The sequence below is a fragment of the Cupriavidus phytorum genome, assembly GCF_003254285.1.
Taxonomy (GTDB): domain Bacteria; phylum Pseudomonadota; class Gammaproteobacteria; order Burkholderiales; family Burkholderiaceae; genus Cupriavidus; species Cupriavidus phytorum.
Window position 1 is genome coordinate 382,160 of the sequence record NZ_QKZN01000006.1, and the last position, 26,643, is coordinate 408,802.

At 66.9% G+C, this 26,643-nt stretch carries 22 protein-coding genes; 12 read left to right on the plus strand and 10 right to left on the minus strand.

Annotation, left to right across the window (positions count from 1 at the left end):
- The first annotated feature begins 7 nt into the window (after nucleotides 1-7).
- Both C7416_RS18180 and C7416_RS18185 read left to right on the plus strand, forming a co-directional pair.
- Entirely contained in the window at nucleotides 8-1,489 is a 1,482-nt protein-coding gene (locus C7416_RS18180; RefSeq protein ID WP_181461261.1) for a DUF1254 domain-containing protein, read from the plus strand.
- A gap of 141 nt (nucleotides 1,490-1,630) precedes the next feature.
- Entirely contained in the window at nucleotides 1,631-3,931 is a 2,301-nt protein-coding gene (locus tag C7416_RS18185) for an arylsulfatase (protein WP_111520210.1), read from the plus strand.
- Nucleotides 3,932-3,969: 38 nt separating this feature from the next.
- Here C7416_RS18185 and C7416_RS18190 read toward each other — a convergent pair whose 3' ends face one another.
- The 4 genes from C7416_RS18190 to C7416_RS18205 form a co-directional block, all read right to left on the minus strand.
- Nucleotides 3,970-5,283, minus strand: coding sequence for an anaerobic sulfatase maturase (locus C7416_RS18190; RefSeq protein WP_240988256.1), 1,314 nt, complete (start codon nucleotides 5,281-5,283; stop codon nucleotides 3,970-3,972).
- 131 nt (nucleotides 5,284-5,414) lie between these two features.
- The gene (locus tag C7416_RS18195; protein WP_111520212.1) at nucleotides 5,415-6,794 is read right to left on the minus strand and encodes a DUF1329 domain-containing protein; all 1,380 of its coding nucleotides are present in this window, start codon (nucleotides 6,792-6,794) and stop codon (nucleotides 5,415-5,417) included.
- 337 nt (nucleotides 6,795-7,131) lie between these two features.
- Entirely contained in the window at nucleotides 7,132-8,259 is a 1,128-nt protein-coding gene (locus C7416_RS18200; protein ID WP_111520213.1) for an acyl-CoA dehydrogenase family protein, read from the minus strand.
- A 13-nt stretch (nucleotides 8,260-8,272) separates the two neighbouring features.
- Nucleotides 8,273-9,466 carry an acyl-CoA dehydrogenase family protein gene (locus C7416_RS18205; protein WP_111520214.1) on the minus strand — a complete coding sequence of 398 codons (1,194 nt, stop codon included), beginning with the start codon at nucleotides 9,464-9,466 and terminating at the stop codon, nucleotides 8,273-8,275.
- Between the two features lie 360 nt (nucleotides 9,467-9,826).
- Here C7416_RS18205 and C7416_RS18210 point away from each other — a divergent pair, with 360 nt between their 5' ends.
- The 6 genes from C7416_RS18210 (at nucleotide 9,827) to C7416_RS18235 (ending at nucleotide 15,880) form a co-directional block, all read left to right on the plus strand.
- Nucleotides 9,827-11,347, plus strand: a complete 1,521-nt coding sequence (locus C7416_RS18210; protein ID WP_111520215.1) for a class I adenylate-forming enzyme family protein — start codon at nucleotides 9,827-9,829, stop codon at nucleotides 11,345-11,347.
- Between the two features lie 52 nt (nucleotides 11,348-11,399).
- The gene (locus C7416_RS18215; protein WP_111520216.1) at nucleotides 11,400-12,371 is read left to right on the plus strand and encodes a Bug family tripartite tricarboxylate transporter substrate binding protein; all 972 of its coding nucleotides are present in this window, start codon (nucleotides 11,400-11,402) and stop codon (nucleotides 12,369-12,371) included.
- Nucleotides 12,372-12,955: 584 nt separating this feature from the next.
- On the plus strand, nucleotides 12,956-13,468 hold the full coding sequence (locus tag C7416_RS18220) for an Imm42 family immunity protein (protein ID WP_181461262.1): 513 nt from the start codon (nucleotides 12,956-12,958) through the stop codon (nucleotides 13,466-13,468).
- Between the two features lie 32 nt (nucleotides 13,469-13,500).
- Nucleotides 13,501-13,734, plus strand: a complete 234-nt coding sequence (locus C7416_RS18225) for a colicin E5-related ribonuclease (protein WP_240988334.1) — start codon at nucleotides 13,501-13,503, stop codon at nucleotides 13,732-13,734.
- Between the two features lie 6 nt (nucleotides 13,735-13,740).
- A complete protein-coding gene (locus C7416_RS18230) occupies nucleotides 13,741-14,064 on the plus strand; it encodes a colicin immunity protein (protein WP_111520218.1) in 324 nt (107 codons plus the stop codon).
- Between the two features lie 112 nt (nucleotides 14,065-14,176).
- Nucleotides 14,177-15,880, plus strand: coding sequence for a ShlB/FhaC/HecB family hemolysin secretion/activation protein (locus C7416_RS18235; RefSeq protein WP_240988335.1), 1,704 nt, complete (start codon nucleotides 14,177-14,179; stop codon nucleotides 15,878-15,880).
- A gap of 31 nt (nucleotides 15,881-15,911) precedes the next feature.
- Here the strand turns inward: C7416_RS18235 and C7416_RS18240 are convergent, their stop codons facing one another.
- The 5 genes from C7416_RS18240 to C7416_RS18260 form a co-directional block, all read right to left on the minus strand.
- Nucleotides 15,912-16,778: an HTD2 family dehydratase gene (locus C7416_RS18240; RefSeq protein ID WP_111520220.1), complete on the minus strand. Its 867-nt coding sequence runs from the start codon at nucleotides 16,776-16,778 to the stop codon at nucleotides 15,912-15,914.
- A gap of 42 nt (nucleotides 16,779-16,820) precedes the next feature.
- Nucleotides 16,821-17,645 (minus strand): HpcH/HpaI aldolase/citrate lyase family protein, encoded by an 825-nt coding sequence (locus C7416_RS18245; RefSeq protein WP_111520221.1) that lies wholly within the window; start codon nucleotides 17,643-17,645, stop codon nucleotides 16,821-16,823.
- A gap of 8 nt (nucleotides 17,646-17,653) precedes the next feature.
- A complete protein-coding gene (locus tag C7416_RS18250; protein ID WP_111520222.1) occupies nucleotides 17,654-19,036 on the minus strand; it encodes an MmgE/PrpD family protein in 1,383 nt (460 codons plus the stop codon).
- A gap of 73 nt (nucleotides 19,037-19,109) precedes the next feature.
- The gene (locus C7416_RS18255; RefSeq protein WP_111520223.1) at nucleotides 19,110-20,306 is read right to left on the minus strand and encodes a CaiB/BaiF CoA transferase family protein; all 1,197 of its coding nucleotides are present in this window, start codon (nucleotides 20,304-20,306) and stop codon (nucleotides 19,110-19,112) included.
- Between the two features lie 8 nt (nucleotides 20,307-20,314).
- Nucleotides 20,315-21,484, minus strand: coding sequence for an acyl-CoA dehydrogenase family protein (locus tag C7416_RS18260; protein ID WP_111520224.1), 1,170 nt, complete (start codon nucleotides 21,482-21,484; stop codon nucleotides 20,315-20,317).
- A gap of 496 nt (nucleotides 21,485-21,980) precedes the next feature.
- On the opposite strand from C7416_RS18260, the gene C7416_RS18265 reads away from it, so the two are divergent.
- The gene (locus tag C7416_RS18265; protein ID WP_062802621.1) at nucleotides 21,981-22,448 is read left to right on the plus strand and encodes an MgtC/SapB family protein; all 468 of its coding nucleotides are present in this window, start codon (nucleotides 21,981-21,983) and stop codon (nucleotides 22,446-22,448) included.
- A 193-nt stretch (nucleotides 22,449-22,641) separates the two neighbouring features.
- Entirely contained in the window at nucleotides 22,642-23,148 is a 507-nt protein-coding gene (locus C7416_RS18270; RefSeq protein ID WP_111520225.1) for a DUF2628 domain-containing protein, read from the plus strand.
- 22 nt (nucleotides 23,149-23,170) lie between these two features.
- On the opposite strand, the gene C7416_RS18275 is transcribed toward C7416_RS18270, so the two are convergent.
- Nucleotides 23,171-24,073, minus strand: coding sequence for a LysR substrate-binding domain-containing protein (locus tag C7416_RS18275; RefSeq protein ID WP_012355383.1), 903 nt, complete (start codon nucleotides 24,071-24,073; stop codon nucleotides 23,171-23,173).
- Between the two features lie 203 nt (nucleotides 24,074-24,276).
- On the opposite strand from C7416_RS18275, the gene C7416_RS18280 reads away from it, so the two are divergent.
- Nucleotides 24,277-25,191, plus strand: a complete 915-nt coding sequence (locus tag C7416_RS18280) for an SDR family NAD(P)-dependent oxidoreductase (RefSeq protein WP_111520226.1) — start codon at nucleotides 24,277-24,279, stop codon at nucleotides 25,189-25,191.
- Nucleotides 25,191-26,435 carry a CaiB/BaiF CoA transferase family protein gene (locus C7416_RS18285; RefSeq protein ID WP_111520227.1) on the plus strand — a complete coding sequence of 415 codons (1,245 nt, stop codon included), beginning with the start codon at nucleotides 25,191-25,193 and terminating at the stop codon, nucleotides 26,433-26,435. Before C7416_RS18280 ends, C7416_RS18285 begins: the two co-directional genes overlap by 1 nt.
- The last annotated feature ends 208 nt before the right edge of the window (nucleotides 26,436-26,643 follow it).

Below are 26,643 nucleotides of genomic sequence, written 5' to 3' on the forward strand. Positions count from 1 at the left end.
GATGGCAATGAGATGGCAAGAACCGGCGCGGCTGGCGGCGGCCTTTGTTGCCTTGGCAAGCGGCCTGGCCCACGCCGAGGGCGGCAGCGCGGCCACGCCGGACGGCACCCTGGCCTTTGCGGCTTCGCACTATCCGGACGGCGATACCGCAGCGCGGCTCTATGACGAGCTCGACTACCAGCGCGCGGTGCAGGCCTATATCTGGGCGCAGCCGCTGGTCGGGCTCGCTGCCATGGCCGAGGGCGCGCGCCGGATCGGCATCCGGCCGCTGGAGCTGTTTGTGTTCGACCAGCTGGAGCAGGTCAACCAGCGGCTGCAGACCGGCAACGACGACGTAGTCTATTCGTTCAGCTATTTCGACCTGCGCGACAGCGGCCCGCTGGTGGTGGAGATTCCGGCCGGCAACCAGTACGGCGTGATGCTGGATGCGTGGCAGCGGCCGATCGAGGATGTCGGCCGGATCGGGCCGGATGCCGGCAATGGCGGCCGTTACCTGATCGTGCCGCCCGGTTATCGTGGCGAGCTGCCGGCGCAGGGGTATCTGGTGCGCCGGTCGCCGACACATCATGGCATGCTGTTTCTGCGCGCGGTGCGCAGGCCGGGCGAAGCCATCGAAACTGCCGTGGCACGGCTGGCACAAGCCAACCTGTATCCCTACGCGGCACACGCCGCGCCACCGCCGCCGCGCATGCGGCGCATGGGCCTGGACGACTACGACGGCCTCACACCCCAGGGCCTGGATTTCTTCCGGCTGCTGGCGCAGCGCGTGCGGGAAGAGCCGGGCGAGGAGCGCGACCGCATGATGCTCGGCATGCTGGCCACGCTGGGCATCGAGCCGGGCAAGCCGTTCGCGCCGGATGCGCGCCTGTCCGCGCTCCTGGAGCGCGCCGCGCGCACCGGGCGGATGATGGTGGCGAACCTGGAATTCAACCCGCGCAAGCCGCGCGGGCAGATGTTCAGGGACACCCAATGGCGTACGGCCACGGGCATGTCGCACTACAGCCAGGAACTGGGCCCGCGCACCGAGATCGACGAACGCGCGGCGCTGTTCCGCTTCGGCTTCGGCATGCACAAGTTCCTCGCGCCCGGCTACAAGCCGCTGGTGGGCAAGGGGGCGATCTATGGAACCACCTATCGCGATGCCGGCGGGCGCTTTCTGCAGGGCTCGTCCACCTATCGGCTGCGCGTGCCAGCGGACGTGCCGGTCCAGGATTATTGGTCGGTCTCGGCCTATGACGCCGACACCTTCAGCTTCGTGGAGACCGACCAGCGCCGCCCGTCGCTGTCGTCGCTCAGGGAACTGAAGCGGAACGCCGATGGTTCGGTCGACCTGTATTTCGGACCCGCGGCTCCCGCGGGCATGGCATCGAACTGGATCCAGACCGTGCCGGGGCGCGGCTTCTTCCTGCTCTTCCGCCTGTACGGGCCTACCGAGGCGCTGTATGCGGGCAAATGGCAGCTCGGCGATGTCGCGCCGGCACAGCTCTAGCGGCATCGCGGCCGGTGTTCGTCCGCGGGGATAGTCCGGGCGGACGATGCCCGCCTCGCAGGGTGATGGGAACAATGCGGAAACCATGCCGGGCGGCAATGACATGCCGCCGCGCCGGCCAACGGATATCGCACCACGCCTATGCCATTTTCCCGAAAGTTCATCGCCACATGCCTGGCGTTGGCCGCCACGCCGACCTGCATGCCGGTCCACGCGCAGCCGGGCCCAGCACTTGCCGGTACTGCAATCAGTCCGGCCTACCAGGTCAAGGCGCCGGCGGGCGCGCCCAACGTGGTGATCGTGCTTCTCGACGATGTCGGCTTCGGTGCGGCCTCGACCTTCGGCGGCCCGGTGCAGACGCCGGTGCTGGAATCGCTGGCGCGCGAAGGCCTGCGCTACAACAACTTCCATACCACGGCGATCTGCTCGCCTACCCGCTCGGCACTGCTGACCGGGCGCAACGCGCATGCGACCGGCATCGGCGCGGTGGCGAACGTTGCCGACGAGCGCCCGGGGTACAGCAGCTTCCACACCAAGGACACCGCCACCATCGCGGAGGTGCTGCGCCAGAATGGCTACAACACCGCGGCGTTCGGCAAATGGCACCAGACCCCGGACTGGGAGCTGTCGCCAAGCGGCCCGTTCGACCGCTGGCCGACCGGCGAAGGGTTCGAGCGCTTCTATGGCTTCCATGGCGGCGAAACCGACCAGTACGAGCCTTCGCTCTATGACGGCACCACGCCGGTGATGCGCCCGCCCGGGCGCGACTACCACCTCACCGCAGACCTTGCCGACAAGGCGATCGACTGGCTGCGCGTGCAGCACGCGGTCACGCCGGACAAGCCGGTGTTCCTGTACTTCGCCCCGGGTGCCGCGCACGCGCCGCTGCAGGCACCGAAGGCGTGGATCGAGGCCTACCGCGGCAAGTTCGACCAGGGCTGGGACCGGCTGGGCGAAGAGATCTTCGCGCGGCAGAAGGCGCTCGGCGTGATTCCGGCCAATACGCAGCTGACCGCGCGCATGCCGGACCTGCCGGCGTGGGACACGCTGACACCGGACCAGAAGCGGGTCGCGTCGCGGCTGATGGAGGTCTATGCAGGCTTCCTGGCGCATGCCGACGCGCAGGTGGGCAGGCTGGTCGAGGCGCTGAAGGCGAACGGACAGTTCGACAACACGATGTTCTTCTACATCGTCGGCGACAACGGTGCCAGCGCCGAAGGCGGCCTGCTCGGCAGCGCCAGCTACTTCGCGCCGGTGCAAGGGTTGCCCGAAAGCGATGCGACGCGGCTGGCGCAGCTCGACGCGCTGGGCGGGCCCGGCACCTATCCGCACTATCCCGCCGGCTGGGCCTGGGCGCTGGACACGCCGTTCAAATGGACCAAGGCGGTGGCGTCTCACCTGGGCGGCACGCGCAATCCGATGGTGGTGACGTGGCCCAGGCATGTCGCCCCGCGCGGCGGGCTGCGCAGCCAGTTCGGCCACGTCAACGACATCGTGCCGACCATCCTGGAAGCCGCGAGACTGCCGGCGCCCGCGGTGGTCAACGGCATCGCGCAGAAGCCGATGGATGGCGTGAGCCTGCTCTACAGCTTCGCCGATGCCAGCGCTGCCACGCGCCATACCACGCAGTACTTCGAGGTATTCGGTCATCGCGCCCTCTACCAGGATGGCTGGATGGCGTCGGCCTTCCACAGCCGCCGCCCGTGGACCGTGATCGACTATGGCCAGAAGAAGTTCGAGGACGACCAATGGGAACTCTATGACCTGAACAGCGATTTCTCGCAGGCCCGTGACCTAGCCCAGCGCGAGCCAGAGCGGCTGGCGCGGATGCAGGCATTGTTCCAGAGCGAGGCGCAGCGCAACCAGGTGCTGCCGCTGCGCAACATGTCGCCGAACCAGGCCGGGGCATTGCCGTCGTTGTCAGCGGGCCGCACCAGCATGACGTTCGCGCAAGGCGTGGTCGGCGTGCCCGAGTCGGCCTTGCCCAAGACCTATAACCGCTCGTGGAGCGTGTCGGCCACCGTCGATGCCGGTGAGCGCGCGCGCGGCGTGATCGCCACGCTGGGCGGGCACAGCGCGGGATGGTCGCTTTACCTGGATGACGCCGGCGTTCCGGTGTTCAGCTACCGCCTGTTCAACCTGAAGACCGTGACGCTGCGCGGGCCGGCGCCGCTGACCGCCGGGCGCCACCAGCTGCGCTTCGATTTCCGCTATGACGGCGGCGGCTATGCCAGGGGCGCGGACGTGCAGCTGCTGGTCGACGGCAAGCCCGCCGGCACGGACCGCTTGCCGGCGAGCCCGCCCGGCTTCTACACCATCGACGAGACCTTCGATGTCGGCATCGACCATGGCTCGGCCGCGGGCGATTATCCCGCTGACGCGCTGCCGGGCTATGCCTTCAGCGGCGGGCGCATCGAGCAGGTCTCGCTCGACCTGCGCTAGCGGCTGCGGCCGCTAGCGGCCCCTGTGCGAGCCCTGCGCTACGGCGTGGCCGGCGCACGGAGAACGACGGCGCGGGTGATGTCGCTGGCCGGCCTGCCAGCGCGGCTCAGTCCGGACATGGTGCGCAGGTATGGCGCCACGTGGCCGAAGAAGCGGTAATAGCCGTCGCAGAGGTAGTTCAACCCGGGCTCGCCGTCGCGCGTCGTGGTGAAGCGGTGCTTCGGGCAGCCGCCCCAGCAGCCCTTCAGCATCTTGCACCCCGCGCATTGCCGCGGCAGCGAGCGCAGCTTGTCCTGGCCAAACGCCTGCTGGGCCGGTGAATCGACCATCTGCTCCAGCGACGCGGTGCCGAGGTTGCCGAGCCGGTACGCCGGATAGACGTAGTGGTCGCAGGCATAGACGTCGCCGTTGTGCTCGACCGCCACGGCGCGGCCGCAGGTTGGCTGGTGATGGCAGGCAGCGCCCGGCTCGCCCATGTAGTTCGCCAGCGCCCATTCGAAATTCATCACGTGGACGGTGCCGACATCGCGGCGCACCCACACGTCGAAGATGGCATTGAGGAAGTCACCGTAGCCACCGGACGGTACCGACCATTCGGTCACGCTGCCGGCGGCGCCTGGCAAGGCCGGCGCCAGCACCTTGCCGCCCGGGCCATGCAGCGTGAGGCCGATGGCGCTGTCGGCCGCGTTGGGGCGGCGTTCCACCACCGGAATGAACTGGATATGCCTGACGCCGTGGGCGCGCAGGAACTCGTAGATCCGCAGCGGCTCGGCCGCGCTGCGGCGGTTGACGCAGGCCAGTACGTTATGGCGGACGCGATGCGCCTGCAGTGTTGCCAGGGCGCGCATCACCAGCGCGTGGGTCGGCTGGCCACCGGCCGAGACGCGGTAGGCATCGTGGATATCCGCCGGGCCATCGAGTGACAGGCCCACCAGGAAGTCGTGGCTGGCGAAGAAGGCGCACCATTCGTCGTCCAGCAGTACGCCGTTGGTCTGGAAGCTGTTCCGGATGGACCGGCCTGCGCGCCACTGCTGCTGCAGGTGGATCGCCCGACGGTAGAAGTCCAGGCCCAGCAGCGTGGGCTCGCCGCCCTGCCAGGTGAAGACGACTTCGGCGCCCGGGGGATGCGATGCGATGTAGTTGCGCACATAGGCCGCCAGCACATCGTCCGGCATGCGGCGCTTGCGTTCGCCGGGGCCCAGTTGATACAGCGCGGCTTTTTCCAGATAGAAGCAATAGGCGCAGTCCAGGTTGCAGTCGGATCCGCTGGGCTTGGCCATCGCATGGAACGGCCCGGACTGTTGCGCGTGGGGAGGCGAGGTGGAAGGCGAGGGGGCAGGGAAGGTGGTCATGGCGCTTGGCCACGCCGGCGCCAGCCGTGACGGTGAAGCGCGCGGCCTGTGGCGAACTGGATTGTGGAGGGGACAGCGCAGGAAGCAGGCCAGGCCGGGCGAAGTCGCGCCCGGCCCGCATCACGATCCGGTCAGGTACCCGATCCGCGCGCCGCGTCCGGCGAGAAGAAGGCCTCGCTGAACTCCGGGCTGTTGTTCAGCTTCGGCATCGGCCCTTCGTTGGTCAGGCGGTCGGCCAGGTACGCGCCCGAGATCAGGTCATGGTAGAACGTGGTGGTCGGGTAGTAGCGGCGCGCATCGTAGGCATAGACGGAAGCCTGCAGGTTGGTGCGCCACAGCTGGCCGCGGCCGTCGTAGTTGTCGGCGGCCAGGGCCTGCCAGGTGTCTTCGTCCAGGAACAGCACGCGCTTCGCATACTGGTGGCGGAAGCCGGACTTGAGCGTGGCCTCCAGGATCCATACGCGGTGCAGCTCGTAGCGCATCACGTCCGGGTTGGCGTGGCCGTTGGTCAGCAGGTCCTTGTACTTGACCGAAGCGCTCAGCAGCTTGTAGTTGTGGTACGGGACATAGATTTCCTTCTTGCCGACGATCTTCCAGTTGTAGCGCTCGCCGGAGCCGTTGAAGAGGCGGTCGTCATCCACGGTGCGGAAGCCGCCGGGGCCCTGCGGCTGGTCGAAGCCGAATTCCGGCGCCTGGCGCACACGGCGCGTGCCCGGGTTGTAGATCCAGGTGCGGTTGGTGTCCGAGCCTTCCTGGTCCCATACCGCATAGCCCACGATCACCTGGCCGCGGTCGCGCAGCGGCAGGTCGGTGGCGGTGCGGAAGAAGGAGCGGTCGTTGAGCTTGTTTTCCGGGTCGAACTTGCCGTGATTGCGCGGCGAGAAGATGTTGTACGAGACCCGGCCCCAGGCGATCGAGCCGTTGGGATAGACCACGGCCTGGTCATACTGCGCCTTCTCCGCGCCGATGGCCGACGAGAAGCGCTGGTTCCACAGCAGCTCCATCGCGGTCTTCGGGATCGGATAGGGCACCTGCGGTCCCGCGTCCTTCAGGCCGTTGGCGTCGGGGGTCATGCTGACGGTGGTGGCGTAGGTGCGTATGTCCTTGTAGGCCGCGTCTTCGTAGCGGAAATCGCGATGGCTGGGGTACACCGGCATCTTGAAGGTGTCGGGGTACTTCTTGAACAACGCCTTCTGGCCTTCGGTCAGCCGCTCGGCATACTGGGCCATGTTCTGCGCGGTGATGACGAACAGCGGCTTCTCGTCGCCGTAGGGGTCCGCATAGCGCTCGCCACGTTGGTATTTGACCTGGGGCGGCGTACCCAGCCACTTGCCGCTCCACGCCGGCACATCGCCGTCCTTGCTGGCGGCGCGCTCGGCGCCCATCGGCGTGAGGTTGCCGTCAAGCTGCTTGAGTTCTTCCGGGGTGACCTTCGCCCACGATGCCGCGGCCAGTGCCATGCTGGTCACCAGCAGGCCGCCGCGCAGCAGTCGATGTGTAGTGGATGTCATTGCAGTCTCGCTCCTTGGGAATGGCCGGCGACGTCCGTGCCTGTGGACACAGGGTAGTGACGGCGCCGCGGCCGGGAATCGTTGGAACGGACTAGTGGATTTCCCCTAGGCGGGGGAGCAGGGGCAATAGAAAAGGCCGGGCAAAGTGCCCGGCCTTCGGAGTTCTCACAGCGTATCGCGTGTCGTTGGGTTGCTCCCCCTTTCCCGCTTGCGGGAGAGGGGCCGGGGGAGAGGGCAGGCGCGTGGAAAGCATCGCGACGCTTCACTTCGTGGAGACTCCTGCCCTCTCCCCTGCCCCTCTCCCATAACTGGGAGAGGGGAGAAAACAGCTGGATGATCAAGCCTCCATCACTTCGCCAAAACGCTGCAGGTGGTAGTCGCTGTCCCCCAGCAGCTGGTCCAGCATGGTCAGGCGCTTGAAGTAGTCGCCCACCGACAGCTCGTCGGTCATGCCCATGCCGCCATGCAGCTGCACCGCCTGCTGGCCGACGAAGCGGCCGGCGCGGGCCACCGTGACCTTGGCGGCCGACAGCATGCGGCGGCGCGCGGCGGGGTCGGTCTCGTCCAGCGCCTGCGCGGCGACGTAGGCCATCGACAGCGCCAGTTCCTTCTGCACCAGCATGTCGGCCATGCGGTGCTGCAGCGCCTGGAAGCTGGCCAGCGGCTTGCCGAACTGCTGGCGCGTGCCCAGGTATTCGCCGGTGATCTGGATCAGCTTTTCCATCGCGCCCGCGCCCTCGGCGCACAGCGCCGCGATGCCGTGCTCCAGGCCGACGCCCAGCGCCGCCAGGCCGTCCGCGGGCTGGCCCACCAGCGCGCTGGCCGGCACGGCAACGTTCTGCAGCGACAGGTCGGCGGCGCGCAGGCCATCGATGGTCGGGTAGGCGGTCACCGTCAGGCCCTTGCTGTCGCGCGGCACCAGGAACAGCGCGATCTCGTTGCTGCCCGCGATGCGCGCGGTCAGCAGGTAGGCGTCGGCGGCGGCGCCGTGCCAGACCACGCTCTTGGTGCCGCTGATCAGGTAGCCGTCGCCGCTGCGCTCGGCGCTGGCGCGGGCCGATTCCGGGCGGTAGCGCGTGGTCGGCTCCAGGTAGGCCAGCGTGACGATGCGCTCGCCCGAGGCGATCGCGGGCAGCCACTCCTGCTTCTGCGCGTCGCTGCCGCAGGCGGACAGCACGGCGGCGGCCATCACGCCGCTGGGCGTGACCGGCTCCAGCACCAGGCCGCGGCCCAGCTCGCGCTGCACCACCAGCTGGCTGGCGGGGCCTTCGCCGAAGCCGCCGAAGTCGGCCGGCACGGTCAGGCCCAGCACGCCCATTTCGGCCAGCTTGTTCCACACGCCGCGGTCCAGGCTTTCACCCTGGCGCGCGCTCTTGCGGCGGGCCTCGAAGGTGTATTCGGTATCGATGAAGCGACGCAGGCTGTCCGCCAGCATCTGTTGCTCTTCGCTGTAGGTGAAGTCCATGTCAGCTATCCCTTCAGAAACCCAGGATCATCTTGGAGATGATGTTCTTCTGCACTTCGGTCGCGCCGCCGTAGATCGAGGTCTTGCGCATGTCGTAGTAGGTGGAAGCGGCGGGGGCGGCCCATTCCGGACCGGACACCGGCTGCGTCGCGCCGGGCTCGAGCCAGTCCGGCGAATACGGCCAGGCATTGGGGCCGGCAACTTCCATCATCAGCATGGCCAGGTCCTGCTGCACCTCCGAGCCGCGGATCTTGACGATCGAAGCTTCCGGCCCCGGCGTGCCGGCGGCCTGCGTGGCCACGCGCAGCAGCAGCATCTCCAGCGCCATGATGTCCATCTCGACGCGCGCGATCTTGTCGCGCATGCGCACGTCCTCGATCAGCGGGCGGCCGGCGCCGTCGGTGGCCTGCGCGGCGTAGTGCTTGAGCTGGCGCAGCTCGCGGTGGCAATGGCCGATGCCGGCGATGCCGGTGCGCTCATGGCCGAGCAGGTACTTGGCGTAGGTCCAGGCGCGGTTCTCTTCGCCGACCAGGTTCTCGACCGGCACTTCGACGTCCTCGAACCAGGTCTCGTTGACGTCGTGGCCGCCGTCGAGCGTGGTGATCGGGCGCACCGTCACGCCGGGCGACTTCATTTCGATCAGCAGCATCGAGATGCCTTCCTGCGCCTTGGCTTCGGGATCGGTGCGCACCAGGCAGAAGATCCAGTCGGCGAAGTGGGCCATCGTGGTCCAGGTCTTCTGGCCGTTGACGATGTACTTGTCGCCCTTGCGCACCGCGCGGGTCTTCAGCGAGGCCAGGTCGGAACCCGAACCCGGCTCGGAGTAGCCCTGGCACCAGAAGTCTTCCACGCCCGGGATGCGCGGCAGGAAGCGCTGCTGCATCTCGGGGCTGGCGTACTTCATCAGCACCGGGCCGATCATGGTCAGGCCGAACGGCAGCAGGCGCGGCGCGCCGGCACGGAAGGTCTCGATCTCGAAGATCAGGCGCTGCAGCGCGGTCCAGCCGGTGCCGCCCCATTGCTTGGGCCAGGTGGGCGCGCCCCAGCCCTGCGCCTGCAGGATGCGGTGCCAGCGGACGTAGTCGTCCTTCTCCACGCGCTGGTGGTTGAGCACCTTGTTGCGGATGTCTTCCGGCAATTTTTCCTGCACGAAAGCGCGGACTTCCTCGCGGAAGGCCTGTTCCTCGGCGGTGAAACGCAAATCCATCTGAATGTCCCCTGTGGTACGCGGGCTCCGCGCTGCGGCGTGCAAACCGGCGATGTTGCCGGTTGTGCAGCGCGCCATGGCGCCAGCCCTTGCTGTGCCGGCCGATTGTATTGGCGGCCCGGGATTCGTTGCTTTATCAATCCGGAAGGCGTCCTTCGCGCAGGTGGAACCAGCCGCACCCGCCATGCCTGCGCATGGGCGCCAGCGTCAGGACCCCGGCGTGGACGAACACGACCTTAGTGAATTCCAAATGGCTGCGGCGCGGGGCTTGCCGCAAACTGATGCGGCCGGTTTTGATGTGGCCGGGTGCATTCCGCCGCATATCCGACTCCGCTCGCATTCGAGAGATCCTCCAGCACCATGTCTTCCTTCCGCCCCCAATTCATCCACGAGATCCCCGCCCACTGGGCCGCGCAGACGCCCGAGGCCCCATGCCTGTACGAGAACGGCGCCGTCATCAGCTATGGCGAGCTGTGGCGGCGCATCGAAGCCGCGCGTGACTGGCTGGCCGGGCAGGGCGCAGGCGAGGGCGACCGCGTCATGGTCGTGGGCGAGAACTGCAACGAGATGGTGGTCACGCTGTTCGCCTGCAGCCTGCTGCACGCCTGGCCGATCAACGTCAACGCGCGCCTGTCCGCGCGCGAGATCGACAATATCCGCGACCACGCGCAGCCGGCGCTGGTGCTGTTCACCGGCCATGTTTCAGACGTGGCCGCGGCGCACGGCGAGCGGCTGGGCGCGCAGGCTACCGGCTGCGCGGTCTATGACCACGGCATGCGCGTCGTCCGTGCGGACAGTGCACCCAAGCGCGAGCCTGCCGAACTGGCCCGCCGCGTCGCCACGCTGATCTATACGTCCGGCACCACCGGCGCGCCCAAGGGCGTGATGGTGCCGCACGCCGGCCTGACGCAGTTTGCGCGCATCTCCGCCACCTCGCGCGACATGGGCCCGGCCGACGTGGCCTACGGCGCGCTGCCGATGTCGCATATCTTCGGCATTGCCACGGTGCTGATGGCCACGCTGTACGCCGGCGCCGGGCTGTTCCTGCGCCCGCGCTTCGACGCCAATGAAGTGTTCGAGGCCCTGGCCGAGCCCGGCGTCACCATCCTGCAGGGCGTGCCGACCATGTTCACGCGCATCATGGCGGTGGCGCCCGCGCTGGGCGCGAAGCCCGGCGCCTATCCGCGCCTGCGCTACCTCTATACCGGCGGCGCCCCGCTCGATCCCACGCTCAAGCGCGACGTCGAGACGCTGTTCGGCCAGCCGCTGCACCACGGCTACGGCATCACCGAATACGCCGGCTCGCTCTTCATCACGCGCATGGACGCGCCGCGCGCCGATTGCTCGGCCGGCTATATCGTCGAAGGCGTGGAGATCGCCATCACCGATGCCGAAGGCAAGCCGCTGCCCGCGGGCGAACGCGGCCAGATCCGCGTGCGCGGCCCGGGCGTGATGGTCGGCTACTACCGCAATCCCGAACAGACCGCCGAGGCACTGTTGCCGGGCGGCTGGCTCAACACCGGCGACCTCGGCTATCTCGACGCCGACGGCGCGTTGTTCATTTCCGGCCGCTCCAAGGACCTGATCATCCGTTCGGGCTTCAACGTCTACCCGATCGAGGTGGAGTCGGTGATCAACGCCTTTGCCGGCGTGCGCCAGTCCGCGGTGGTGGGGCGCAGCACCAACGACGGCAACGAAGAGGTGGTGGCCTTCATCGAATTGCAGGAAGGCGCCGAGCTCGACCGCAAGGCGCTGGACACCTACCTGCGCGACAGCCTCGCACCGTACAAGCGGCCCGCCGAAGTCCGCACCGTCGACGTGATTCCGACCACGGCGAGCGGCAAGCTGCTCAAGCAGCCGCTGCGCGCCATGCTCGATTAAGCCCCCGGGGCACGCGGCCCCGGGCAATAAGCCATCCTGGAGGAGAACACAAATGAAAACATGGAAGACGCTGGCGGCGCTGACCGCCACGCTGCTGCTGCAGGGCGCGGCATGGGCCGCGGACGCCTACCCGTCGCGCCCGGTCAAGCTGCTGGTCGGCTACGCCCCCGGCGGCCCGGTCGATACCGCCGCACGCATCTACGCCGAGCAGCTCGGCCGCGTGCTCAAGCAACCGGTGGTGGTCGACAACCGCGCCGGCGCCAGCGGCGCAATCGCCGCCGACATGACCGCCAAGGCGGCGCCGGACGGCTACACGCTGTACTTCGTCGCCAGCCCGACCATGACCATGACGCCGCTGATCCAGCACTCGGTCAACTTCAATCCGGTCAAGGACTTCAGCTACATCGGCCTGATCACGGACTACACCAACGTGCTGCTGGTCAACAAGGACTTCCCGGCGAAGAACGTGGGCGAACTGGTCGCCTACGCGCGCAAGAACCCTGAGGGCGTCTCGTTCGGCTCCGCCGGCGTGGGCGCGTCCAACCACCTGTCGGCCGAACTGCTGGCGCAGATGAACAACGTGAAGATGCTGCACGTGCCGTACAAGGGCAACGCGCCGGCGATGGCCGACGTGATGAGCGGCAAGGTCACGTTCATGTTCGACATCACCGGCACTGCCATCGGCCATATCAACGGCGGCAAGGTGCGCGCGCTGGCGGTCACGTCCAAGACCCGCAACCCGGCGCTGCCCAACGTGCCGACCATGATCGAGTCGGGACAGAAGGACTATGACCTGACCGGCTGGTATGCGCTGGTAGGACCGCAGAAGCTGCCGGCCGATGTGGTGGACAAGCTGGTCAAGGCGCAGAAGGCGGTGGGGGAGGATGCCGCCTTTCGGCAACGGATGACTGCCGGTGGTTATGACGTCAATATCAGCACGCCCAAGGCGCTGGGGGACCGGATCCAGCGGGAGCTGGCGTTGTGGGGTGGGGTGGTGAAGAAGGCGAATATCCAGGCCGATTGAGGGCTAATGGATACTGCGGAGAGGCCGGCTGAAAGCCGGCCTTTTTATTTTTTGGGGCGGCGGAATTCGAGGGGGCGTTGTGTTGGTCGGATGTTCTCACTTTCGCGAGTCACCCCATTCGAAATTGGTTTTTGTAAATCAGAAATTTCCGGATGAAATTCGCCGTTGTCGCATCGAAAATATTCTGCGTGTTCCGAGTAACGCACGCGGATCTGGGCAGCAATTATCCCGATCCATCGCCTGGAGCCAACGTTTTCATTGTTTTGGAATTTTTAAGGCAAGTCTGATAGACGCATTAGTCTGGAAAACGGTTAATTCGTTCACCGCCGGCAATCACATGTGTGGAATCGGCCGAACGCCGGAGCCGAACCTGGTAATTCCCTTGAACTGTTCAACCGTTCGATTTCAGACGGTGATAAAACGCGGTATGCCCTGGATAGCAATGGAAACCTGAACCGCTACTCTTCTGATGGAAATGGAATCTACCACTGGTCAGGTTCGACAGGCGATCCACGTAACCCACTCCGGGGTGACTCTATTCCCATCGATGTTCGAAGGGCTCTTGGATACAAGGGGAAATAAAATTGATTATTGGTAATCCTCAGCAATTTGCCATTTGGCTTGATGAAGTCACCCATTGGTCAACCTCGAGATTTTCCAATGGTTGCCTTGCATATATTATCGACGAGATGATGTACCCATTCAACCCATTCTTGTCAACGATCGGGGATGATATTGCTTCAATGAAGCGATTCGCGTGCTTGCAACGTGAAATTGGGGACGGCAACCTCGCTGGCAAGGATTTGCAGGAATCTTTCAAGCAGCTTTATTCACTGGCCTTCCCGTCAACGGATTCAGGCGCCCAATGCAGTGACTATACGCATCTAGTCTCCCCGCAGAGCCTTGTCGATGCCGGCTACATATTCTTCCTTCTGCAAGAACCCGAAAATGATCGATTGCTCTTTGCCATGCTGAAAGACGAGGAAGTCGTACGAGAGTTCAAGCTTCCTAAGGGGTCATTTATTTACACCGTCGAACAAGCTATCAAAGCTTGGGATCAGTTTTTGTTGTCGAAACAGACGAAGCCGCCAGGGTGACTCCAGAAACTTGCCAGACCTGCGATGTCTTTATGTGGACTGTAAGCGACATCAAGGATGTGATTGCAGCGGGCCCCGCAGGAAGCACTACAGATAATCGATCGGGTGCAAAAACGCCAGACGGAGTGCCACGAAGTGACACCGCTTCCGTTTATGGTTCAAAGAGCGGATATGTTGTGATTAATGACAGGACTGGCGAGGTTGTTCAGGTGAGTGGTAAGAATGACCCAGGCTGGATTCCTGATAGCCGGATTAAGTGGAAGTGAGACCTTATGAAGAACATTGATCCTCTGCAACGCTACGATTCCGCCGACGCGTTCTTCATGCTCGGTGGCAGCGTGCTCATGAAGTTGTCGGCGGATGCCGCAATTACTGTCTGCACCACTGCGGCAGCTTATGGGCTCGTCGTCACGAGGGTTGAAGGCGGGGTTTGGCACCACCCCGGGTTTGAAGCGCGAGTGGATTGCATTTGGGACGGCGTTGATCCACCAGTAACCCTAGAGGCCTTGGAACAAAATAATCGAAAAGCCTCAGCGTTCATTAGCACGGAGCTATCAGAGCATGATGTCTTCGTGCTGACAACGCAACCTGCGTAGATTGCTGCGCAGTTGTGCTATCTCGCAATGTGGTTGCCATTGAATGAACAAGAAGAATCTGCCTAAACAGCTGTTCCTGGAACTTGGGGTTTTGTCGATTCTTGCCGCCCCTATGGCACTCGCTCAAGTAGTGCCCAATAGCCCAGGTCAATCTCCTGCGACAACGGCCTCTGAGCAGGAGCAACGCACCCGCCAGCAACAGGAAGCGCGCGAGCGCGCTCAAGCGGTACAAGCGCCTGGCATCCGTGCGGAAGATGCTGCGCCAGCGGAATACCCAACCCTGCCAACTGAAGCGCCGTGCTTTCGCATTGACCGCTTCACGCTGGAGGTGCCCACCGACCTGCCGGAGGCAGCCCGAGTGCAAGGCGCCTCGGCCCTGCCGCAGGACCCATTTGCATTCGCCCTCGCATGGCTCGGCCACTACCAGGGCGCCTGCGTCGGCAAGCAAGGCGTGGACCTCCTGGCCAAGGGAGTTTCGCAGGCCATCCTGAGCCGCGGCTATGTCACCACCCGCGTGCTGGTCCCGCCTCAGGATCTGAGCACCGGCGCGCTGCGCCTGGCATTGATCCCCGGCCTCATCGGAGAACTCCGCTTTGCCGATCCCGAAACACGCGGCACCTGGAAGTCCGCGTTCCCGTCTCGCTCTGGAGATCTGCTCAACCTGCGCGACCTAGAGCAAGGGCTAGAGCAAATGAAGCGCGTGGCCAGCCAGGACGCCGACATGCAGATCGTGCCGACCGCAGCGCCTGGCGTCAGCGTTGTGACGATTACTGTCAAGCGATCCAAGCCGTGGGCGTTCGTCGCTTCCGTGGACAACTCCGGCACTCGGTCCACTGGCCGACCACAGGGCAATCTGAGTCTGGCTATCGACAACCCGCTAGGTCTTAACGACCTCTTCAACGTCGGCTATAGCCAGGACCTGGAGTTCAGTGACAAGAGCCGAGGCACGCATGGCTGGAACGGCTTCTATTCGGTGCCGTGGGGCTACTGGACCGGCACGCTGTCGGCCTATTCCAACACCTATTTCCAGCAGATCGCCGGCGTCAACCAGACCTTCGTGTCCAGCGGCGATTCGCGGACGGTCGACCTTAAGCTGCACCGCGTGATCCGGCGCAGCCAGAACGATGTGTTGGGACTGCAGTTCCGGCTGTCGCGCCGCTTCGGCCACAGCTTTATCGAGGACACGGAGATTACCCAGCAGCGGCGCAACAACACCGTGCTGGAGGCAGGATTTACCGACCGCCACTATTTCGGTGCGGCGCAATTTGACGGCACCGTAGCGTACCGCCAGGGCATTGGCGGATTCGGGTCGCAGGATGACGCCCTGACCGCGATCGGCGGGCCGACCTGGCGATTCCGGATGCTTGTCGCGGATGCCAACCTGTCGGTGCCGTTCAAGGTGGCTGAATATCCGCTGCGCTATGTCACGACCTTTCGCGGGCAGTACACCAATGACCGGCTTTACTCGTTGGACGCCATGACCATCGGCAGCCGGTACACCGTGCGTGGTTTTGACGGGGATCGGCTGCTGGCCGGCGACAGCGGCTTCTATTGGCGCAATGAAATGCAGCTGCCGCTTGGCGCAACCGGTCAGGCGCTGTACGCGGGTCTCGACTATGGCAGCGTTTTCGGGCCGTCGACGGCCGGCCTTGCCGGTACGCGCCTGGCCGGCGCGGTGATTGGGGTGCGCGGCGGGTTCGGCTCTGGCTTTGGCCGGCTGTCCTACGATCTGTTCGCGGGCACGCCGGTGTATAAGCCGGCGGCCTTTCATACCGCCAGCGTGTCAGGCGGATTCCAGTTCGTCTACCAGTACTGACGGGGGCGCTGATCGCTCGGAGCCCCTGCCTTTACCCCTCCACCTCCGCCCACCCCTGCATCGCCTGCCCGCCAGCATCATCCCCCGTCCACAGCACCAGCCGCCCCGGCTGCGCCGGATCGGCCGCGCCACCGACCGTGATGGTGTCCTGGTCGAACAGCGGCGCCAGCCCTCGGAACCCGAAGCGGCGCACGCGCGCCTTGGGCTGCTCGCGCGCCACCAGGTCCAGCATCAGCATCGCCTGCATCGGGCCGTGCACCACCAGGCCGGGATAGCCTTCGACGTCGCGCGTGTACTGGCGGTCGTAGTGGATGCGGTGGCCGTTGAAGGTCAGCGCGGAATAGCGGAACAGCATCACCGGGTCGGCCTGCAGCGTGCGCTGCCATTGCGCGGTCTGTTCCAGCCGCGGGCGCGGCGGTTGCGGCTTGGTGGGGTCGGGCATGGCGCGGTAGACAATGTCGTGGCGCTCGTTGACCGCGGTGTTGCCGTTGACGGTCAGTTCGTGGTCGACGGCGACGAACCAGAGCTCGCCGGTGCGGCCGGTCTTGTACTGCACGTCGCGGATGGTGGAGGTGCGCGTGACGGTGTCGCCGATATGCAGCGGATGGTTGAAGCTGACTTCGCTGCCGGCCCACATGCGGCGCGGCAGCGGCACCGGGGGCATGAAGCCGCCGAGGGTGGGGTGGCCGTCGCGGCCGAGTTCGCGCTGTGGCGCGCGCGGCAGGAAGTAGAGCCAGTGCCATAGCGGCGGCAGCGGGCCGGAGGCGACGGCTTCGGGATCGAGGTCGAAGGTGGCGGCCAGGCCGGCGACCGGTTCGGGCGACAGCGTTTCGGTGCGCGTTTCGCTGCGGCCGATCCAGCCGCGCAGGCGTTCGAGTTCAGAAGTGGCGTCAGTCATGGCAGGTGGCCTTCAGATGCATGAGGGGAGTCGGATGGCGCGCTATTGCGCCAGCGCCAGCAGCCGGCGGGCCTGCTCGATCACGGGGCGGTCGACCATCTTGCCGTCGACCTGCACCGCGTGGCTGCCGCTGGCGGTGGCGGCGAGCACGCGCCGGGCCCAGTCGAGCTGCTCGGGGCTGGGCAGGAAGCCGGCGCGGACCGCGCCCAGTTGTGCCGGGTGGATGCAGAGCTTGCCGGCAAAGCCGAGTTCGCGCGCGTAGGCAACGTCGCTGGCGAGCACGGCTTCGTCCTTGAGCGCGGTGGTGACGCCATCGACCGGCGGTGGCAGCCCCGCCACGCGCGAGGCCAGCACGATGCGTGCACGGGCAAAGGCGAGGGCATCGCGGGTATGGCTGCAGCCCAGGTCGACGGCATAGTCGAGCGAGCCGAAGGCCAGGCGCGCCACGCCGCTGGCGGACGCCACGGCGTCGATCTGGTGCAGGCCGAGCGCGGTTTCGATGATGGCGACCAGCTCGCCCTGCGGGTTGATGGCTTGCAGGGCCTGGGCGATGGTGTCGAGCGCGGCGGCATCCTCGGCCTTGGGCACCAGCAGCCCGGCCAGCGTGGTGCCCTGGGGCAGTGCGCGCAGCCAGGCCATGTCGGCGGCAAAGGCGGGCGAGGCGCAGTCGTTGATGCGCACGAAGGCGTTGGCGCCGGGCCGGCCGGCCAGCCATGCGGCGATGGCTTCGCGCGCGGCGGGCTTGGCGTCCGGATGGACCGCGTCCTCGAGGTCGAGGATCATCACATCGGGGCCGGCGGCGGCGGCCTTGTCGAAGCGTTCGGGCCGGTCGCCCGGCACGAACAGGTAGGTAACGGCGGTGGACATGGCGATCCTCAGCGCGCGGCGGGCAGCCAGTCGTTGACGTCCGGGGCCTGCTCCAGTGCCCACACGCGCTGGATGATGGCGCGCATCTCGGCCTCGCTCGCGCCCTGGCGGAATGCGCCCAGCTGCAGCGCCTTGGCTTCCAGTTCCGGGCGCGAGAGGGTGTTGTCGGGATCGCCCTTGGGCACGTCGACGCGTGCGGCCAGGGTGCGGCCGTCGGTGGTCTTTGCCGTCACGCGGCCGATCCACTGGCGCGGGTAGGCGGCGTTGATCTCGGCATCCAGCTCCATGTCGACCTTGCCGCGGAACGCGGCCACCGCCGGGTCCTGCAGCGCATGCTGCTCGAACTCCCCCAGGCCGGCGTGGCCATGCACGGCCACCAGCCCCAGCACCGTGCCCATCGAGAACTTGGCCTGGTGGATGGTGGCGGGATTGACCACGGGGCCAAGCACGTCGATGGCGCCCTGGTGCACGTGCGTGGTGACGCTGGCGATCTGGTCGGCGGCAACGCCTTCGCGCTGCATCAGCGCCTTCAGCGCATCGGCGGCCGGGTGGGTATGGCGGCACGAGGCGAAAAACTTGAACGACGTCTCCGCCGTGGCCCAGCGCGTGCCCAGGCCATCGGTCAGGCAGGCGGGGTTGGCATCGCTCGACATGCCGGCGGCCATGCCCTGCGCGCCCTCGAGGATCTGCTTCGCGCCGGTGAAGCCGGCGCGCGCCAGCCAGGCTGACTGCAGGCCATCAGCGGCGGCCTTGGCGGTGTGCAGCTGCTTGGAGTCGGCGGCGTCGCGCAGGAATTCCCACAGACCCGCGGCCTGCGTGCCGGCCGAGCCCAGCGCCTGGTTGACGCCTTCGGCATCGAGGCCGAACAGCTTGGCCACTGCCGCGGCGGCGGCCAGCGTGCCGACGGTGCCGGTGGTGTGGAACACGCGGTAGTGCGAGCGGCCCATGAACTCGCCGATGCGGATGCCGGCTTCATAGCCGGCGATCGAGGCCAGCAGGACCTCGGCGCCGGTCTTGCCCTCGGCCTGCGCGGCCGCGACCACGGCGGGGAATACCACCGCGGCCGGATGCAGCACCGAGCCGTTGTGCACGTCGTCCTGCTCGACCACGTGCGAAGACGCGCCGTTGATCAGCGCGGCGAAGTAGGGCGAGGTGCGGCGGCGGTCGACCAGCACTTCGGCGGCGCCGTCGGACGGGCCCATGGCCGCGGCGAATTCCTGCAGCTTGCGCACGGCCGGGGCGTCCTTGCCGGCGATGGCCGATGCGATCCAGTCGAGGAACAGGTCCTTGGTGCGCTCGATCACGGGCGCGGGCACGTCGGCCAGCTTGAGGTTGGCCAGGAATTCGCAAAGCTGGCGGGTCGGGTAAGTGGTGTCTGCGGCTTGGCTCATGCCGGCTCCGGAGATTGAACAGTGCTTGCGGAAAGAGAAGGGCCCCGGGCTAGCCGCGGGCGCCCGTGTCGGTTCAGATGGTGCGCTTGTCGGCCAGGGCGTCGATGTCGGTCTCGCCGTAGCCCAGCTCGGCCAGGATGCTGCGGCTGTGCGCGCCCAGCGCCGGCACGTCGCCCATCACGGGCTCGACGCCCGACAGGTTGGCCGGCGGCAGCAGCGCGCCGATCGGGCCGTTCGGCGTATTGACCTCGCGCCAGCGCTGGCGCGCCTGCAGCTGCGGATGGTTCCACACCGCCTCGATGTCGTTCATCGGCGCATTGGCGATCTGCGCCTGGTCCAGCAGCGCCTCGGCCTGCGCCACCGTCAGCGAGGCAAAACGGGCTTCGATCAGCGCGGTCAGTTCGGGGCGGTTGCGCACGCGCGCGGTATTGCTGGAATAACGCTCGTCCTGGGCCAGCGCGCGGTCGCCCAGCACGATCTCGCAGAAATTGGCGAACTCGCGCTCGTTCTGCACGCTGAAGATCACGCTGCCATTGCTGGTGCGATGCACGCCGTACGGGGCGATGGTCGGATGCGAGGCGCCGAAGCGCGCCGGCGGCGTGCCGCCGTAGTGGCCGAAGTAAAGCACCTGGTTCATCCACTCGGCCATCGCCTCGAACATGGTCACCTGCACGCGCAGGCCCTTGCCGGTGCGGCCGCGCTGCAGCAGCGCCGACAGGATGCCGCTGTACGCGTACATGCCGGCCGAGATGTCGGCGATCGACACGCCGGCGCGCGACGGCTCGTTCGGGCCGCCGGTCAGGCCCACCAGGCCGGCGGCGGCCTGGATCAGCAGGTCATAGGCCTTCTTGTCGCGATAGGGGCCGGAGTCGCCGTAGCCGGAGATGTCGCAGACGATCAGCTTCTCGTACTTGCCGTGCAGGGGGTCGAAATCCAGGCCCATGCGGGCGGCGGCGCCCGGCGCCAGGTTCTGCACCAGCACGTCGGCATCGGCCAGCAGCCGGTGCAGGATGGCCTGCGCTTCGCTGTCCTTCAGGTCCAGGGCCAGGCTCTCCTTGCCCCGGTTGAGCCAGACGAAGTAAGAGGCCTGGCCGTGCACGGACTGGTCATAGCCGCGCGCGAAGTCGCCCACGCCGGGACGCTCTACCTTGATCACGCGCGCGCCCAGGTCGGCCAGCTGGCGCGTGGCGAAAGGCGCGGCCACGGCGTGCTCGAGCGAGACCACGCGGATGCCGTCGAGCGGGCGGATGCCTTGGGAGGGTTGGGACATTAGGTTTCTCAGAACGAACGCGGCAACTCGAGCACGTGCTCGGCCACGTAGGACAGGATCAGGTTGGTCGAGATCGGCGCCACCTGGTACAGGCGGGTCTCGCGGAACTTGCGCTCGATGTCGTATTCGGCAGCGAAGCCGAAGCCGCCATGCGTCTGCAGGCAGACGTTGGCTGCTTCCCACGAGGCATCGGCGGCCAGCAGCTTGGCGATATTGGCTTCCTTGCCGCACGGCCTGCCGGCGTCGAACAGCCGTGCCGCCTTGTAGCGCATCAGGCTGGCGGCCTCGACGTTGATGTATGCGCGGGCGATCGGAAACTGCACGGCCTGGTTCTGGCCGATCGGGCGGTCGAACACGACGCGGTCGCGCGCGTAGTTGCTGGCGCGCTCGACGAACCAGTAGCCGTCGCCGATGCATTCGGCGGCGATCAGGATGCGCTCGGCGTTGAGACCGTCGAGGATGTATTTGAGGCCCTTGCCTTCCTCGCCGATCAGGTTGTCGGCGGGGACTTCGAGGTTGTCGAAGAACAGCTCGTTGGTCTCGTGGTTGACCATGTTGCGGATCGGCTTGACCGTCAGGCCCTTGCCGATGGCATCGCGCAGGTCGACCACGAATACCGAGAGGCCGTCCGACTTGCGCTTGACCTGGTCCAGCGGCGTGGTGCGCGCCAGCAGCAGCATCAGGTCCGAGTGCTGCACGCGCGAAATCCATACCTTCTGGCCATTGACGAGGTACTTGTCGCCGTGGCGCACCGCGGTGGTCTTGAGCTTGGTGGTGTCGGTGCCGGTGCTGGGCTCGGTCACGGCCATCGACTGCATGCGCAGCTCGCCCGAGGCGATGGCCGGCAGCCAGCGCTGCTTCTGCGCGTCGGAACCATGGCGCAGCAGGCAGCCCATCACGTACATCTGCCCGTGGCAGGCGCCGGAATTGCCGCCGCTGCGGTTGATCTCTTCCATGATGACCGACGCAGCGGTCAGCGACAGCCCCGAGCCGCCATAGGCTTCCGGGATCAGCGCCGACAGCCAGCCGGCTTGCGTCAGCGCCTGGACGAAGCTCTCCGGAAAGGCTTCCTGCTCTTCCACCCGTTGCCAGTACGCCGAATCGAAGTCCGCGCACAGGCTGCGCACGGCCTCGCGGATTTCGGGGTACAGCTGGTCGGGATCCTGGTCTGCGTGCATGGTCGCCGGGTCGATTGGAACTGGAGGCCATTATTCCCGAGCCCCCTGCACGCTGAAATTCGGATTTGCGAAAGAGCGGCTTAGGGGCGGCTTAGGTGGGCAGCAAGCGTCGCAGCGAAGGCCGCGACACCATGCAAGACGCCCGGCGAACCGGGCGTGCAGGGTGTGGCGCGCGGGGCGCCGGTGAAGGGTGGGCCGGTGCCGCGGCACCGCCTGCCGGTCAGTGGACGAAAAGCCAGATCAGGACCAGGACAAAGGCCGGAACACCAAGTAGCCAGGCGAGGATATAGGGCATGGTGCAACTCCATGGGAGGACTGTGGTTGGTGATTCCAATATAGGAATGCCGCGCCGGCGGGACTGTCGGGGAGCTTCCGCTTGCCGTGTAGGACGTCGCCGCACAGGCCGGACCGCTTGCCGATGTGGCGCCCAAGTCTTGCCGCGGCCCAGGTGTGCCGTGCTACGCTCAGGCCTGCACCCTAGTCCCGGAGGTTGGCGATGGAGTCTGTCTGGACCGATATCTTCCGTACCTTTCGCGCAGAATTTGCCGACGTGCCGGACGCGGCCGAGGCCACTCGCATCCTGTTGCGGCTGACCATGGCGGTGCTGCTCGGTGGCCTGATCGGCTATGAGCGCGAGTCTTCCGGCAAGGCGGCGGGGCTGCGCACCCATATGCTGGTGGCGCTGGGCTCGGCGCTGTTCGTGCTGGTGCCGCTGCAGGCCGGCGTGCCTCTGGCCGACATGAGCCGCGTGCTGCAGGGGCTGATCGCCGGCATCGGCTTCCTCGGCGCGGGTGCCATCCTCAAGCAGAACGACGAAGCCCATATCAAGGGCCTGACCACCGCGGCCAGCATCTGGATGGTGGCAGCGATCGGCGTCGCGGCCGGGCTCGGGCGCGACACCACGGCGGTGATCGCCACGGTGTTCACACTGGTGATCCTTCAGATCCTGCAGCGCTGGAAGTAGCGCCGCGCGCCACGGACCGGTGCGCCGGTCTGTGCCCTTGCGCCCCAATCCACCCCTTTCCCCCGGCTTTTGTGCGCCCAACGCGCGCCGAATGCGCGCCGGCGCACACAGCGGGGGCCTCGCGCGCCCTATGCTGTGCACAGGCCGCGCCGTGAAGCCAGGCGCCGCCGACGCAGCAGAGGGGAGGGTTGGCATGCATGCATCGATCCGTGACGACGCGGCGCTGGCCGCATTCGTGGGGCCGCGCTTTCCGTACTACGGCGAGCGCTGGTCGGTAGCCGAGACCCACGGCGGCATCTCGTGGAACTGGGCGGCGTGCCTGCTGGGCCCGTTCTGGATGGCATACCGGCGCATGTACTGGCAGGTGGGCGTGTATGCGCTGATCGTCGGCACCGAGCCGTTGCTGCACGCAGTGTTCGGCCTGCAGCTGCCGATGGCGGGCCGGCCGCTGCTGTACGCGATGGCACTGCTGCTGGGCCTGTACGGCAATGAGCTGTACCGCTGGCACGCCGAGGCCACCATCCGCCATGTGCGCGAGTACCACTACTCGCCCGAACTGGTGACCGACTCGCTCGAGCGCCGCGGCCGCACCAGCTGGCCGGGCGTGTTCGCCATGGGGTTGCTGCTGCTGGTGATGGTGGTGTCGCTGCGTCCGCTGGCGGCGCTGATGGTGCAGGGCGGCGCGCCGGGCGCCGGCTGAAACGCTGAAACCCCGCGCCGCGCTACACGGGCTCGCGCGCGGCGTCGACCAGGTACTGGATCAGGGTTTCGGCGAACTGCGGCAGCTCGCGTCCCGGCCGGCGCACCAGGCGCAGCTCGCGCCGGGCCCATTCGTCTTCCAGCGGGATAAAGCGCAGCACCTTGCGGCTGGCATAGCGGCGCGCGCAGCTGTTGGGCACGATGGCGATGCCCGCGCCGGCCTCGACCATGCGGCATACCGCATCGAAGCTGCCCACCTGGATCCGCAGGCTGATGCGCTTGCCCATGCCGGCGGCAATGCGGTCGAGGAACGACTGGATCGCGCTGAACTGGTTCAGCCCGACAAAGCGGCAGGTATCGAGCAGGTCGGCGAAGTGCAGCCGCTTGAAGGTTGGCAGCGGATGGTTGACCGGCGCGATCACGATCAGCGCGTCGCTGCACAGGTGCATCGCATCCAGGTCCTGGGTGGCGACCTCGCCGGCGACGATGCCGAGGTCCGCCGCGCCGGCGCTGATTGCCGACACGATCTCCTGCGACAGGTGCTCTTCCAGCTCGATGTCGACGTCCGGGTTCTCGCTGAGGAAGCGCGACACGCCGGTGGCGAGGAACGAGTTGGTCGCGGTGGTATTGGCCAGCAGCCGCACGCGCCCCTTCACGCCCTTGGCATACGGCCGCAGGTCCGCGTGCAGGCATTCGAGTTCGCGGAAGACCTCGCGCGCGTGCCGCAGCAGCGCGTCGCCCGCCGGCGTGAGCCGCACGCCCTTGACCTGACGGATCAGCAATTGTGTCTGGAACGCCTCTTCCAGCTGCTTGATGCGCGTGCTGGCGGCGGGCAGCGACAGAAAGCTGCGCTCGGCGGCACGGGTCAGGTTCTCCGTCTCGCCGACATTCAGGAAGAGGCGGAGGTCGGTCAGGTCGTAATGCATGGGCTTCTGTCAGGCCAAAGGCCAGTTTTGTGATTCGTGAATTCCAAAGGGTCGGGCGTCAATTTATCGTATCCGCTGCGGCGTGGACATCCGGATTGACCGCAGCGGCGGGCGTTGCCCGCTGCGCGGAGGCTGTTTCACCGGGTTTGCGGTCGGTGACCGCACAAAAAGTATTCAGAGGTCGAGTTCAGAGGAGACATGCAATGAGCGGTTTGATGGCAGGCAAGGTTGCGCTGGTGACGGGCGCCGGGGGTGGGATCGGACGCGGCATCGCGCTGGCCATGGCGGCCGCCGGTGCCAGGGTGGTGGTCAATGACCTGGGCGTGTCGATGACCGGCGAGGGCGGCGACGCCGGTCCCGCGCAGCGCGTGGTCGAGGAAATCCGCGCCGCCGGCGGCGAAGCCGTGGCCAGCACCGACAGCGTGTCGACCTGGGCCGGCGCCAACGCCATCGTGCAATGCGCGCTCGACAACTTCGGCCGCATCGACGCCGTGGTCAACAACGCCGGCAACCTGCGCGACCGCATGTTCTTCAAGATGAACGAGGAAGAATGGCGCTCGGTGATCGACGTGCACCTGAACGGCACCTTCTTCGTCAGCCGCGCCGCGGCCAACTACTTCAAGGACCAGGAGAGCGGCGCCTACGTGCACATGACCTCGACCTCGGGCCTGATCGGCAACCTGGGCCAGGCCAACTACTCGGCGGCCAAGCTGGGCATCGCCGCGCTGTCGAAGTCGATCGCGCTGGACATGCAGCGCTTCAACGTGCGCTCGAACTGCATCGCGCCGTTCGCGTGGAGCCGCATGACCAGCTCGATCCCCGCCGAAACCCCGGAAGAAAAGGCGCGCGTGGCCAAGCTGCAGAAGATGGAAGCCGGCAAGATCGGCCCGGTCGCGGTCTACCTGGCGAGCCCGGCGGCGAGCGAGGTCAACGGCCAGATCTTCGCGGTGCGTGCCAACGAGATCATCCTGATGAGCCAGCCGCGTCCGGTGCGCTCGGTCCATATGAGCGACGGCTGGACGCCGGAGTCGGTGGGCGAGGTCGCCATGCCGGCGATGCGCAGCAGCTTCTTCAAGCTGGAGCGCTCGCCCGACGTGATCAGCTGGGACCCGATCTGATGACGGGCGGCCAAGCCCCGGCGCGCGGCGCGCTTGCCGGCGTGCGCGTGCTGGACCTGTCGCGCATCCTGGCCGGCCCGTGGTGCGCGCAGAACCTGGCGGACCTGGGCGCCGAGGTGATCAAGGTCGAGCGCCCCGGCGCCGGCGACGATACCCGTTCGTGGGGGCCGCCGTGGCTGCCCGGCGCGGACGGGCAGCCGTCGCGCGACGCCACCTACTTTGCCGGTGCCAACCGTGGCAAGCAGTCGGTCACGCTCGATATCGCCAGCCCGCAAGGGCAGCAGATCGTGCGCGAGCTGGCCGCGAAGTCGCAGATCGTGCTGGAGAACTACAAGGTCGGCGACCTCAAGCGCTACGGGCTGGACTACGACAGCCTGAAGGCCGTCAACCCGGCGCTGGTCTACTGTTCGATCACGGGCTATGGCCAGACCGGGCCGAGCGCGCACAAGCCCGGCTATGACTTTATCTTCCAGGGCCTGGGCGGCCTGATGAGTGTCACCGGCGAACGCGACGACCTGCCCGGCGGCGGGCCGCAGAAGGTGGGCGTGGCGGTGGTCGACATGCTGACCGGCATGTACGCCACCGTGGCGGTGCTGGCCGCGCTGCGCCATGCCGAACGCACCGGCGAGGGCCAGCATATCGACATGGCGCTGCTCGACGCGGTGGTGGCGGTTGGCGCCACCCCGATCATCGCGCAGCGCGTGACCGGCCAGGCCATGCCGCGCTACGGCAACGCGCACGCCAACATGGTGCCCTACCATGTGTTCGCCACCGCCGACGGCTACATGATCGTCGCGGCCGGCAACGACGGGCAGTGGCAGGCGTATTGCCGCGGCGTCGAGCGTCCCGACCTGGCCGCCGACGAGCGCTTCGCCACCGGCCCCGGCCGCATCATCCACCGAGACACGCTGGTGCCGCTGCTCGAGGCGCATATGCGCACGCGGCCGACCGCGCACTGGGTGCAGGCGCTGGAAGCGCAGGGCATTCCGTGCGGGCCGATCAACGACTATGGCCAGGTGCTGGAAGATCCGCAGGTGCGGCATCGGGAGTTGCAGGTCGATCTGGTGCGCGACGACGGGAGCTTGTGCCCGACTGTCAAGAGTCCGCTGCGGTTGTCGGCCACACCGGTACAGTACGACGCGCCGCCGCCGCGGCTGGGCCAGCATACCGAGCAGGTGCTGCAGACGGTGCTGGGGCTGTCGGCTGAACGTGTTGCGAAGTTGCGCGAGCAAGGCGTGGTCTAAGGGCGATTGGTTGGTTTGGCGTGCTTGGCGGGCGTGGCTGTTTCGCCGGCGTAGCCGGCGACCTCCTTTCTGTCCGAGCCCTCCATGTCAGGATAGTTGTCGTCCCGCCGCCTTTCGATGAAGGACAATGGAGGGCGGAAGCGGTTGGAGAATGAAACGCTATCCGGCGGAGTACAAGGAGTGGGTGGTTGAGCAGATGATGCCGCCC